This window comes from Chryseobacterium sp. C3 (genome assembly GCF_014218905.1).
Classification (GTDB): Bacteria; Bacteroidota; Bacteroidia; order Flavobacteriales; family Weeksellaceae; genus Chryseobacterium; species Chryseobacterium mucoviscidosis.
This window is the reverse complement of the sequence record NZ_JACLCU010000002.1, coordinates 213837-226519: the sequence shown is the minus strand read 5'-3', so window position 1 is coordinate 226519 and position 12683 is coordinate 213837. Positions and strand designations below refer to the sequence as shown.

15 protein-coding genes are annotated in these 12683 nt (G+C 34.3%); 10 read left to right on the top strand and 5 right to left on the bottom strand.

What is annotated here, in order from left to right; all coding sequences use genetic code 11:
• Window positions 1-133 precede the first annotated feature (133 nt).
• The 6 genes from H6W53_RS04820 (at window position 134) to H6W53_RS04795 (ending at window position 5264) form a co-directional block, all read left to right on the top strand.
• Window positions 134-808 (top strand): hypothetical protein, encoded by a 675-nt coding sequence (locus tag H6W53_RS04820; RefSeq protein WP_185205034.1) that lies wholly within the window; start codon window positions 134-136, stop codon window positions 806-808.
• A gap of 161 nt (window positions 809-969) precedes the next feature.
• On the top strand, window positions 970-1293 hold the full coding sequence (locus tag H6W53_RS04815) for a hypothetical protein (protein WP_185205033.1): 324 nt from the start codon (window positions 970-972) through the stop codon (window positions 1291-1293).
• 3 nt (window positions 1294-1296) lie between these two features.
• On the top strand, window positions 1297-1833 hold the full coding sequence (locus H6W53_RS04810; RefSeq protein ID WP_185205032.1) for a GNAT family N-acetyltransferase: 537 nt from the start codon (window positions 1297-1299) through the stop codon (window positions 1831-1833).
• 264 nt (window positions 1834-2097) lie between these two features.
• Window positions 2098-2673, top strand: a complete 576-nt coding sequence (locus tag H6W53_RS04805) for an ATP-grasp domain-containing protein (RefSeq protein WP_185205031.1) — start codon at window positions 2098-2100, stop codon at window positions 2671-2673.
• Window positions 2674-3146: 473 nt separating this feature from the next.
• Window positions 3147-4193: a hypothetical protein gene (locus tag H6W53_RS04800; protein ID WP_185205030.1), complete on the top strand. Its 1047-nt coding sequence runs from the start codon at window positions 3147-3149 to the stop codon at window positions 4191-4193.
• A 21-nt stretch (window positions 4194-4214) separates the two neighbouring features.
• Complete coding sequence (locus H6W53_RS04795; RefSeq protein WP_185205029.1) at window positions 4215-5264, top strand: C-type lectin domain-containing protein; 1050 nt, start codon at window positions 4215-4217, stop codon at window positions 5262-5264.
• 101 nt (window positions 5265-5365) lie between these two features.
• On the opposite strand, the gene H6W53_RS04790 is transcribed toward H6W53_RS04795, so the two are convergent.
• The 4 genes from H6W53_RS04790 to H6W53_RS04775 all read right to left on the bottom strand — a co-directional run bounded on the left by H6W53_RS04790 (window position 5366) and on the right by H6W53_RS04775 (window position 10663).
• On the bottom strand, window positions 5366-6292 hold the full coding sequence (locus tag H6W53_RS04790; RefSeq protein ID WP_029294870.1) for a malate dehydrogenase: 927 nt from the start codon (window positions 6290-6292) through the stop codon (window positions 5366-5368).
• A gap of 203 nt (window positions 6293-6495) precedes the next feature.
• On the bottom strand, window positions 6496-7047 hold the full coding sequence (locus H6W53_RS04785) for a biliverdin-producing heme oxygenase (protein ID WP_185205028.1): 552 nt from the start codon (window positions 7045-7047) through the stop codon (window positions 6496-6498).
• A gap of 26 nt (window positions 7048-7073) precedes the next feature.
• Window positions 7074-9266 (bottom strand): ATP-binding protein, encoded by a 2193-nt coding sequence (locus H6W53_RS04780; RefSeq protein WP_185205027.1) that lies wholly within the window; start codon window positions 9264-9266, stop codon window positions 7074-7076.
• Between the two features lie 383 nt (window positions 9267-9649).
• On the bottom strand, window positions 9650-10663 hold the full coding sequence (locus tag H6W53_RS04775; protein ID WP_185205026.1) for a nucleoid-associated protein: 1014 nt from the start codon (window positions 10661-10663) through the stop codon (window positions 9650-9652).
• 208 nt (window positions 10664-10871) lie between these two features.
• Here H6W53_RS04775 and H6W53_RS04770 point away from each other — a divergent pair, with 208 nt between their 5' ends.
• The 4 genes from H6W53_RS04770 to H6W53_RS04760 all read left to right on the top strand — a co-directional run bounded on the left by H6W53_RS04770 (window position 10872) and on the right by H6W53_RS04760 (window position 12052).
• The gene (locus tag H6W53_RS04770) at window positions 10872-11036 is read left to right on the top strand and encodes a hypothetical protein (protein ID WP_165762972.1); all 165 of its coding nucleotides are present in this window, start codon (window positions 10872-10874) and stop codon (window positions 11034-11036) included.
• 1 nt (window position 11037) lies between these two features.
• Window positions 11038-11394, top strand: coding sequence for a hypothetical protein (locus H6W53_RS04765; RefSeq protein WP_185205025.1), 357 nt, complete (start codon window positions 11038-11040; stop codon window positions 11392-11394).
• Window positions 11395-11473: 79 nt separating this feature from the next.
• Window positions 11474-11605 carry a hypothetical protein gene (locus tag H6W53_RS21620; RefSeq protein ID WP_256041157.1) on the top strand — a complete coding sequence of 44 codons (132 nt, stop codon included), beginning with the start codon at window positions 11474-11476 and terminating at the stop codon, window positions 11603-11605.
• A gap of 51 nt (window positions 11606-11656) precedes the next feature.
• Complete coding sequence (locus H6W53_RS04760) at window positions 11657-12052, top strand: hypothetical protein (protein WP_087709157.1); 396 nt, start codon at window positions 11657-11659, stop codon at window positions 12050-12052.
• A 51-nt stretch (window positions 12053-12103) separates the two neighbouring features.
• On the opposite strand, the gene H6W53_RS04755 is transcribed toward H6W53_RS04760, so the two are convergent.
• A complete protein-coding gene (locus tag H6W53_RS04755) occupies window positions 12104-12619 on the bottom strand; it encodes a thioredoxin family protein (RefSeq protein WP_185205024.1) in 516 nt (171 codons plus the stop codon).
• Between the last annotated feature and the right edge of the window lie 64 nt (window positions 12620-12683).

Genomic DNA, 12683 nt, shown 5'->3' with positions numbered 1-12683 from the left:
TTTTTATTGACCACAAATTTAAGGGTTTTGAAAGTTTTGATGTGTGAAATTATAATTAATTTTAAAGTTCTAATTTGACTTAATAACTATGAAATATTTTGTGTTGTTTTTAATAGCCTTTCCGTTCATAAAATTGTCTGCTCAAAAATATATTCCATTTGATTGCGATGATTTTAATTTCAATATTGAATCCAGTGCAAATACTTCTATAAGATTCATCAATCAGTCGGATTACTTTTCATCATTAAAAGATACGGTTCTATTACCCAAACAACCGTTAATAAAAGAAAATGAGAAACTTTACACAGAATTTCAGAAAAAATTTCCCAATAAGATTTCCACTCATTGCATCAAAGCTAAAACTTTTTCCAAAGGAGAAATTTCAGAAACCTCTTATTGTAGTCAAAGACAAAACATTTTTCTCATTACAAAAGAAAAAAATTTTTACATTTTCAAACTGAATGCATTTGAAATTGATGATTTTCTATTATTTAATGAAGATAATGAAACAATATATTTCACAGAAAATTATCCGTTAATTCTGGATGAAGGTAAAATTATTTTTGATGTAGGACACTCTTATCCGGGAAAACAAATCATTAATTATTATCAATTCGAAGATAAAAAAGTTAAATATGCATCAATCGATCTACCTTTCGATTATAGAATTACCAAGTACAATATTGTTAAATATTCTAACTACAAAGTAATTACAGAACTTACAAGACATCAATTAAAAGAAACTTCTCCTAATTATTTTGAAAAAGACAAAGATGTTTTTTGTAAAAAATTCATGATCATCAATTGATTCTGATGGAATGATCAAATTTCAGAATTTACAACAATATTATTTTCAAGTAACTTCTTTAAAAAACATTTTCATTATTTTATTGAAATTAAATCAATTTTAATTAGCTTTGAAATTAACGTAAAAACACAACTTATTGCATCCCAAAAACATATCTAATCATGAAAATTATCAGACCCTTTCTTTTTTCAGTATCTCTGTTGCTATTCGGTTGGCTGTTCATCAGCAATATCAACCTCATTAATGTTGCAGCAACGCTGAATGAAGCCGAAATCAATTCTGAAGTGGGAAAGGTAAATGCTTTCAGTAATATAGATCAGCTTAAGGAATTTACCATTGAAAAGATCAATTATCTGGAAGTGATTCGGGAAAGATTTTCGGAAAATGCCATGATACGAATTGTTATGATTTCCGTTCTTGTTATAATTCAGATTTTGCTGTACGCCACAAAAAGCAGATTTCATGCCCAGAATTCTAAATTTTAATTCATGGAAATCAGAAAACTAAAAATATTTGAAGAAAATTTCATTCCTGATCCTGATTATAAAAGCTACGAAACTGAAAAGATTTTTGTGGTTTCAACCATCGAAACCGCAAATTCTTTTGAATTTAATCTGAGAGAAAAAAATCAATATTTTAAAAAGATTGAGAATTCAGAAATTGATGACATTACCTGTTTTAACGATCTTATTCAGCAAGGTCATTCGTTCGGCATTTTTGATGATGAAAAGTTGTGCGGATGGATCATCTGCGACTACCGGAAGAAAAACAACAGTCTTTTTATTGAAGATATCTGGATCAATAAGGAGTTGAGAAGACAGAATCTCGGGAGGTTACTGATCAAAAATATCAACCGTGAAGCTCGGAATCTGCAATGCAGAATTGTGGAAGCGGAACTTAGCAATACCAATTATCCTGCAATAAAATTTTTTCTGAAAGCCGGATTTCAATTTACAGGAATTAATACAAAATTATACAACAACTCCACTGAAACGGCTTTGTTTATGAGCTTTGATTTGATTTAATCAATATTTATTTTCTGTTTAAATTTAACTTATCCACAATTTTTAAAAGTTATCCACAAACAACTAACAATTTTAGAACCGCTAATGATTACAAAAGCTTACATTCAGGAGTACGGCAATGGTAAAACAGAACCTGAATTTCTGGAGGTAAGAACTGTTTTGTAATCAAGAGGAGTTGACTGCGAATTTTTTACCATCAAAAAATTACATCGAAATCACATCCAGTTTAGTGAAGAAACGCTGATTGTCGGAGATCACTCAGCAATGGTATATATTTTTAAAAGATTGGGGATCACTTCATTCACCTTATCTTACCCTCAAAGTTTAAGGCATTATTTAAAGCGAAGTGTTTGGGAAAAAACTGTGAAAAAACTCATGATGCAAAGTCATGAAGACTGTTTAAACATCTTTGTAAAGCCAAAATCTAAAATCAAGCTTTTCACAGGATTTGTCATCAATTCACAACATGATCTTCTCCGCCTTGAATCATTTTCAAAAGAGACGGCGTTATTCTGTTCATCAGCCGTTGAATGGCTTTCTGAGTTTCGGGTTTTCGTGAATCAGTCAGAAATTGTCGGAATAAAAAATTACAGCGGAGAGAGAAATCTTAAACCGAACATGGACACGGTAAAAAATGCCATTAAAGATTTTGAAAATTCACACGAAAGAACGAATGCTTACGGAATTGATTTCGGAATTCTGAGCAGTGGAGAAACTGCATTAGTTGAATGGAATGATGGTTTTGCATTGGGTTCTTATAGTTTGGACAAGGGTATTTATACGGATCTTTTAATAAACAGATGGAAAGAACTCTTTAGCATTTCAAACCTTAATTTATAGAGTTATTTTTTATTTATCCTTTATTATTAAGCTCAACCGCTTTTAAGTTCGGAATGGTGTTTAAATTTATCTAATCTTTAATTTCACTCAGCTCAAATTCCATTTTTTGACAGTAAAAATTGCGGACAGTGACTTTCTGATAAAAAACAACATCAATATTTTCTTATTTTTCACTGAATTCTTTAGTAAAAAAAGCACTTTTAACAGGTTTAAAATTAAAAAATTACAGATTTCATATTTAATTACATAAATAATTACATTTAAATTATTTACATCTTTTCTATTATATGACTAATAAAAAAGTCGTAAAACAGCACATTTTTGACATTTCAACAAATTCAAAAAATAGTGATTTAACATAATTAAATACACTTTTTTGTGAATTAAATAAAAAATTATCATAAAATAACAAACTAATCATTCATAATTTATTGTTTTATTTATATATTTACAATTGTAAAAAAAATATGATAATGAAAAACAAATTTATTTCAGCAATAAGTCTGGGTATTGTATTTATTTGTAATGCACAAGTTGGAATTAACACAAGCAATCCTGCAAGTACACTCGACATTAAAGGATCTTTTGCAACGCCTTACAAAGCCGTAACGGCAACCACTTATTCATTATTAAATTCAGATCACTATTTAGACTACAGAGGAACCTCTGCTGCTGTGTGGACTCTTCCGGCAGCTTTGGCATCTCCGGCAACTTTCGGAGGAAGAATCTATGAAATCCGTAACGGAAGTAATTTTGATGTAACAATTAATCTTAGTGGTACGGAAAAAATAGATGTTTCCACCACAGCGGTCAATCAGTCTGGTTTTACGATTCCCGCAGGATATTATGCAACTGTTAAAAATACAGGGCTCACCTCCGGAACAACCTGGGTTGTAACACTTCTTACTGCAGGCAATAGCAGTTCTGCAAATTCTACAGGTTTCAGTACATCAATTTTAGGGTACATTCCTGTTAAAACTTCTCAGAGAGCAGTACCGGCAACCTTTGGAGGAGTTTCCGTTACAGAAAGAGGATGTAAAAAATGGTCCGGAACAGGAGCAAATGGTCATACATATTGCGCTTATCAGTTGGGAGGTGCAAAAAACTTCTACGACACATTTACTTTTGCAAAACAAGTGGGAGGATATATTTCTACAATTACTTCCAATGCGGAAAGAACATTTATTTACAACAATCTTTTATCAAATACAACAGGCTACTCGCTTAATAACAGCATCTGGATAGGCTATAACAAGGTGGCATATCCTGGTAACAGCAATCAGTTCACATGGATCACCGGAGAAGACTGGACGATCGACTGGACGACCTCTCCAAATTCAACCCCGCAAAACTTCTTTGCAACCGGGGAACCCAACAACAGCGGGGGAACGGAAGGCTCATGCCATATTTTCCCAACTTCCGTCAACAGTTCAAGACAATGGAATGATCTTACAGGAAGTCTTACGGTAAGCGGAGGTGTGAGTTTTGATCAGGTTATTTTAGAATTTAATGAAGACTAAACAATAAAACATAAATTAAACATGAAAAATAAAATTATAACTATAAGCTTTGTATTGTCCATTTTTTCGATAGTAAACAGTCAGGTAGGTATTAATACCAATACTCCCGGAAGCACCTTAGATGTTAAAGGATCTTTTGCTACTCCTTATAAACAGAGTACAGCCACTTCATATAGTTTTTTATCTACTGACGAATATCTGGATTATAGAGGAACCGCCGCTGCAACATGGTCTCTTCCTGCAGCCGTAGCCTCACCTGCTACATTTGGCGGCAGAGTGTACGAAATAAGAAACGGAAGTGCTTTTGATGTTACGATTACCCCTAATGGTACTGAAAAAATAGATGTTTCCAATGTTGCAACAGCTCAGGCAAGTCTCACAATTCCTGCAGGTTACTATGCTGTAATTAAAAATACAGGGACAACTTCGGGCACAACCTGGGTAGTATCTTTGCTTACTTCAGGAAACTCCTCATCATCTGGTTCAGCAGGATTCAGTACATCTATTTTGGGATACGTTCCTGTGAAAACTTCACAAAGAGCTGTTCCTGCAACATTCGGAGGGGTAAGTGTTTCAGAGAGAGGATGTAAAAAATGGTCAGGAACAGGTTCCAACGGACATACTTACTGTGCTTATCAGCTTGGAGGGGGCAAAAACTTTTATGATACTTTTACTTTTGCGAAGCAGGTAGGAGGATATGTGGTTACCATTACTTCCAATGCAGAAAGAACATATATTAATACCAATATTTTAGCAAACACAACAGGTTACAATCTTAATAACAATATCTGGATCGGATATAACAAAGTGGCTTATCCGGGAAACTCCACAGAGTTTACATGGATTACCGGTGAAGACTGGACCATCGACTGGACGACTTCTCCAAACTCAACCCCTCAAAGTTTCTTTGCAACGGGAGAACCCAATAATAGTGGAGGAACAGAAGGATCCTGCCATATTTACAGTACATCAGGTAATGCCTCAAGACAATGGAACGATCTGATAGGAACTTCAACTACATTTAACTTCAGTGCTTTTGATCAGGTTATTTTAGAATTTAATGAAGATTAAAAACTGAAAATTCTGAATTCACATCTTTATTATATTCAACAAAAATAAAAGGCTGTCTCAAAACAGAGAACAGCCTTTTTTATATCTAAATGTGAGTCTACTTAAAACTTCAAATCTCCATTTACTTCTCTTACTGCATTCGCAGCTTCAGCAAATTTCAACTGCTCTTCCGCAGTAAGCGTTACGTTTACGATTTTTTCCACACCGTTTGCTCCGATAATTGCAGGAACACCAAGGCAGATATCATTTTGTCCGTATTCACCTTCAAGCATTAAAGAACAAGGGATCATTTTTTTCTGGTCGCAAGCAATTGCCTGAACCATTACAGAAACTGCTGCTCCCGGAGCGTACCAAGCTGAAGTTCCTAATAATTTAGTAAGTGTTGCACCTCCTACTTTAGTTTCTTCAATAACGTATTTCTGCTGTTCTGCATCTAAGAATTCTGTTACAGGTACTCCGTTTCTTGTTGCTTTGCTTAATAGAGGAAGCATTCCGGTATCACTGTGAGCAGCGATTACCATTCCGTCTACGTCAGAGATCGGAGCTTCTAACGCTTCAGCCAATCTGTATTTGAATCTTGCAGAATCTAATGCTCCACCCATTCCGATGATTTTGTGCTTAGGAAGACCTGAAGTCTTGTGTACCAGATAAGCCATTGTATCCATTGGGTTAGAAACCACGATAATGATTACTTCCGGAGAATGTTTTACTAAGTTTTCTGTAACTTCTTTTACGATTCCCGCGTTGATTCCGATTAATTCTTCTCTCGTCATTCCCGGCTTTCTTGGAATCCCCGAAGTAATAACCGCTACATGAGAACCTGCAGTTTTGCTGTAATCTCCTGTTGTTCCGGTAATTTTTGTATCGAATCCGTTAAGCGATGCTGTCTGCATCAAATCCATTGCTTTACCTTCTGCAAAACCTTCTTTAATGTCTACTAAAACTACTTCTGAACAGAAGTTTTTCATTGCGATGTATTCTGCACAGCTTGCTCCTACAGCGCCTGCACCTACTACAGTTACTTTCATAATATACTTAATTTATTGTTTTTTAATGGTATTATGGAACTTTACAGTTTCATAATATAACTTTTAAAATTTATTTATTTGAATTGTTTATCCAAATTTGGTTTACAAATGAGAACTCCCAAATTTAATAATTCCTGAAAAATTGGGCAATCTTTCAGGAATTTAATTATCTTTAAAAGTGATATTTATGTTTTATACCGTAATTAATGGACGTTCAGAAGAAAGGTATACAGTTTTTTAGCTCCGGATAAAACCTCATCATAATTTTTTTCAGAAACCTCATTATCCAGAACTTCTTTGAAATTCTTCCACATAAACCCTGTATTTTCACGGTAACAGCCAAAGAAATTGAAAGTAACATCATCAAATCCTTCTGTTTTGGAAAGCTGTTTTGCAATAACATTTCCTCCCAGAGTAGAACCTTCGATCACATACATTGCTCCCAAAGCTTCATTTTCACTGGAAAAACTCAATTCTTCAGTAGCCTTTTGATGATCGAGATCCAGACTTTTAAGATCCTGCTCAATTAAAGGAAGTTTTTTTCTTTCCTCAAGCTGAAGTTTTTCAGAGAATTTTTCAGAAAGACTTTCGAAGATCTGATCTTCGGAATGAAGAAGCATAAGATAATTTCTGCCAATGATCTTTTTATAATCTTCCAGCGTAAAAGTTCTGTCGAATATTTTTTTAGAGTTAAAAAGTTTTTCCGCGGCATCATGAAATTCTGCCGTATTTTGTTTTAGATATTCAGATACCATACCGGAATTTTAAAGTAAATTTTTAATTAAGGTTTTTTAAAGGTGAGGATAAAAGTAGTCCCGTTTTTACTGCTTTCATAGTCTACATTTCCGCCAAGTCTCTGCATAATTCTGTGTACGATGGATAGTCCTACTCCGTTTCCTTTAAACTTCTTCGCATTATCCATCCTGTTGAAAATTTTAAACATTTTATGCTTATTTTCTTCTGGAATTCCGATTCCGTTGTCTGTAATTCTGTAGACTACCGTGTCTTCTTCTTCCGTTCCGCCGATAATTACTTTCGGTTTTTCCTGATGAGAAGAATATTTAATCGCATTATTGATAATGTTTAAGAATACCTGATGAAGCATTGTTTTATCGGCAAGAACATCGGGACAATCATTAATGACCACTTCGCTTTCTGAAGTATCAAATGTTATTTTAGCATTTTCAGAGATCTTCGCGATGGTTTGTGCCGTCTGTAACCTTTCGAGTTCTATTTCGCTGTGTTTTGCACGGCTTAACTGGAGTACATCATGCATCATTTCCGCCATATTGTCGATTTCCTCGATAATGGAATTGATCTTATTTCTGCTTTTGTCTGAGCCGTCCGTAAGACTTTTCAGAAGCATTTGGGCGTTCAGTTTCATTACTGTAAGCGGAGTTCCCAGATCGTGTGAAATCGTATAAGAGAAACTGTCAAGCTCCTCATTCACCTTTTTAAGCTCATCATTAAGCCTTTTTATGGTGATATAATTTTTATGGGATGTTTCAAGGATCAGATCACGAACTGCCTGTAATGCGGCAACGTTTCTGGAATTCCATCTTTTAGAATTTCCTTTGATGTCCTCGGTAAAGATCTGGAAAGACGTTCTTGGAGAAACTACCTGTGTCTGTTCTCCGTTTTTCACAATCACATCTATTTTCTTTTCAGGATTTCCTGCCCAGTCGATGTGTTCATCAAATTCTTTACGGAACCAGATCAGCAGATTATTTTTAGATTTTTCAATAAAATAAAAAGCCACTCCTGCACATTTTTCGTCAAGACCGATCTCTTCTCCATGGTCTTTCAGAAAACTTCTGCTGAGATAGATATTTTCGTCTATATTTTTGTGCGCCCACTGTATGAGATTTTCAATAATACTCTCATCGGGCGTTTCTCCATCCGTAACGATTTTTTCATCTGCTACAATTGCCAGTCCGTCTGCTTCGGGAAGATCTTTTATTTCAGATTTATTCTCGATTAAAGAATCAAAAAGATTGTTGTATTTTAAGAATTCTTCTTTTAAGCGGGAACATTTTTCATTAAGATACAGCCGGTATTCCAGTTCTTTTTTTGATCTGAATGACGAGTAGGCATTGGACGCCAAAGCCGTAAAAATTCCTGCCTGAACACGGTCTTCAAGATCAATGTGTTTCGGTTCGGAATTCTGGCAGGTAACCAGTCCCCAAAGATAATCATCAATAATAATAGATATACTGAAACTGGAAGACGCCCCTGAATTTTTAATGTACTGCGCATGAATAGGTGACATTCCGCGTGATCCCGAATAAGTAAGATCTATTATTTCATCAGATTTACTGTATATAGGAATGGTCTCCGAATGAACGTTGCTGAAAATTCTTTTTCTTTTTTTAAGATAAAGTTCTCTTGCCTGTCTCGGAATGTCGGATTCCGGATAATGAAGACCGAGATAGCTCTCTATGTTTTCATCTCTTTTCTCAGCGATTACTTTTCCGGAGCCGTCCATCATGAATTTGTAAACCATCATTCGGTCGTAATTCACGATTTTTGAGAGGGTATTTAAAAGCTGATCCCAAATTTCCTGTTCATCATCAATGATGTAAAAATTATCGTATTTATTGGAAATTCTTTTGTTGGGATTAATGATCACTTTTTCAAATTCAAGGAAAATTTTCCCTTTGCTTCTGAAAACGGAGAAATGGTACTCTATACCATCAATAAAGATCTTGTCAAAATATGTTTCGTTTTCTCTTCTGGTAAAGTCGGCTAAAGAGTTGTATATCTCAGATTCTATAATGCTTTTAAAGCTTTCCGGAAAGTCCGTAAGCTTCTTATCAAAAAGCACATTTGCGTTTTCGATATTAAATATATCCTCAATATTCTTACTAAAAAAAGCTATGGAATGAGACCCTGCATCAATGCCAATCAGATAACCAAAACTTTGTATGTAGCCCGGAATATGGATAGGCTCCTCATGACACTCAACAAAATTCATATAATATTTTGACCTATCAAATATACGACTTTTTTTATCTAATCGGATTTTTTCTCTATAAACGCATACCACAAAAAGTTATAAAATTTCAGCAGAATATGGGTTTTAAAGAATATTTTTCTCTGTTCATCGGATATAAAGAAAATTTAAAACCAACATTATCATAATTATCGTTAACTAAATTTAACCATAAATCGTTATAAATTCTCCCAATTAGTATAAATCCGGAAAATTCACCTAAAAAACACATCAAAACACTTTTATTTTTACAGAAAAAAAAACATATCCTCGATTATAAATATTTAAAATCAGGGATATGTTTAAATTATTGAGGCTTTTCTACTCCTGCGAAATTTCAGTTCGTTGAAAATAAATTCCTGTAGTTATACTTCTTTTTCGAAATAAAGCATATAATATTTTCCGTTTTCATCTTCTCCCTGAGCGAGTTTCTGTCTGTCGCCGTGAATGTAGATATGGAAGTTTTTGTCTAATTTAATAATGCTTTTAAAATGTCTCTGCGTTTTCTTTACCGCGGCTTCGCTAATGGGAAATTCTTCCGCAATGTTAATCTGCATATCCTGTTCGTAATCGGTTTTAAAGTTGTTGAAACTTTCTATGACATGTTCGTCGCCCAAAACTTCGTCAGCAAACTCATCCAGTTTAAACTCTTCCTTTTCTTTGAAAAAATTGATTGATTTATTTAAAAAATCTGCCTGATCTGCTTTGGAAACTTCAAATTCCTGAGGCAATTGCTTTGTGATGTAATCTTTATACACCATTAAAGCTTCCTGCGTATGAAAATATTCGTCGTCTCGTTGTTTTACCTTTAAAAAATCTTCGAACCAGTAATACATATCTCCATTTTTGTTGTTGTCTACAACTGAAAGAACGTATCCTGTTTCTTTATCGTTGTTATAGATTAAAGCCGCTTTATCTATTTTAGACAACCCGATTCCCTGATCCTTTTCGATATCGAATGTTTCTTCATTAGGAGAAATTTTAAGGAAAGATTCTCTTTTTTCGGTCTTAAAAATTCCGATCTTGTCTACTCTTTCGGTTCCTTCTCTTTCGTCCTCGAAATATACAATGAACAATTCTCCGCCCTGAACTCTTGGGTTTTCAGCGGCTTCAAAAAGATGTTTGGCGATGTTTTCAGATTCCCAAAGGAATTTCGACTTGTCATCAAAAATTTCGGAAACAGAACTGTAAACGGGATTATTTACGAGATAAGAATCGCTGTAAAAATGGAAGGTTTCTTCTGATTTAAAGGAACCTAAGAAGTAATTTTCCAGCAGTTCCGCCATTCCTTCTTCCAACTGTAATTCTTCCTGAGAAAGCGTTAAAGATTCTCCGTTGATTTTATTTCCGACTCTGTGTACTACGATTTTTGAAAACATTTCCTGAATATTTTTGGACTGCAAAGATATTAATTAAATCAGACAATCACGAGGATTTCCATAATGATAAATATGCTATCATTATGATAAGATTTTGAAGGATTTTTAAAATCAAAACAAATAAACAAAACATTAATAATCAACACTTTAATTTAAATTAAAATTCAAAGGCATTTCTTTGGCAGCATCATTCTCAAAACATAAGAATATGGACTTAAAAACTTTGAACAGAATAGATAAGCTGAGAAGATTAAAAAGCAGAGGACCGCAAACTCCGAAATGGCTGAAACCGTATCATCTTCTGATTGTTGCCTTTTTGGCTGTTTTTACTTTCGGGGCATTTATTAAAATTTTAGAACTTAATCAACAATAATATGAACTATTTAGAAGCCGCACAGGAAATCAAAGAAGTGATTCCCGAGATTGAAAATGAGCTGAGACAGAACAGAAAACAAAATTCCTACAGTGTCATTCAGACGTTTACAGACAATATTAAAGACAGAATTAAGCAAAATGACCGGAATATTCTGTTTCTATGTCTGAAAAAGATGGATGAGATTTACAGAAACGGAGATGCCGTACTTAAAAACGCTGTGGAACATACGTTTATTTATTCACTGGACAATTCTACTGCTTTCTGCAGTGAGGAATACCGAAAAATGATCTTTAGTCATATTTCCAAGGATCTTCAGACGGTCTATTCCAGACAAATTTACAATCATAGCATTTAAGTTCATTACATTTTTTGCAGATTTTATTACAAAAGCACGAAAATTCAGAACATACAACCTCATTAAAAATCAACTGTTTATGAAATCTAAAATAAGAAGAATTTCCGACTGGAAAACGCTCCAAACCACCACCAACAGACATAATATTGAAATTCTGGCAACGCACATCGCTGTGATCGTAGGAGTTTTTGTTTTTGCAGCCATTCTGTAAACTTTGGTACAGTTTTCGCCGCAATAGAAAGTGTTACGAAAAATATTAATTATGATGAATGTACAGATGCCAACTATTGATCAAAAAATAGCGAGTGAGTATTTAAAATTTTTCTATCCACCCCTTCGCACAGAAATTACCCAATTGTCTATACAGGATAATTTTGCCGGGATTATGCAGGCAACCATTAATTATCTTAAAAAGCTTCTTCACGAATCTAAAGTGAATATTATTGCCCATCACATCAAACTGATGGAAATGATCTATAAAGGAGGAGATTCTTATGTGAAAGATATGATTGAAAATCTTTTTGTGCGGTCTTTTGAAAGCTTTAAAAAGCACGCTAAGATTTCCCACTGGAAACTTCTTTACCAATATATGCCCGTCACTTTTCAGGTGATCTACAACGATCAGCGAAAGCAGGACAAGATCTTTTTTGGGAAATAAATTAATTTTTAAACACAGTTTCGGCGAAGCCTTTGGCTTCGCCGAAACTTTTTAATTCTTCTTTAAAAAAGTCTGTTTTACTGTTTGAAGTTCATTGTCGTTCATTTTTGAAGACTTCTTCAGTTTGGCTACAAAAACATCTACTTCTTCAGCAGTTGAAGGACAGCCCAGATTTTCGTTTTTATCGTTGAAAGAATCTGCAAGCACTTCCCCTTTCGGATTCAAAACGAGCCAAAACGGAAGCCCCGCGTCTTTGCCTTTGTACTTTTCCATCAATGCTTCTCCCCCGGGATTTTCAAGTTTTTTCTTTTCGCCCATTTCCTGAACATCAACATAAGTGGTAACAAATTTTTTATCAAAAATCGGTTTTGTTTCGGGTAGATTCATATTCTTTTCCATAACGTGGCACCATTTGCACCATGAAGCGTGAAACATCAGCAAAACATTTTTATTTTTGGATTTAGCCTCGGTAAGCGCTTTGTTTAAAACAACATCCGCTTTTTCCTGAGCAAAATGTAACTGGAATAATAATAAGCCTAAAAATAAGAGGATTTTAGAAATTTTCATTTTGGATCTGATTTAATTTCTACGAATGTAAACATTTTCTCTGTGCTTTAAAATATTCAGGCAA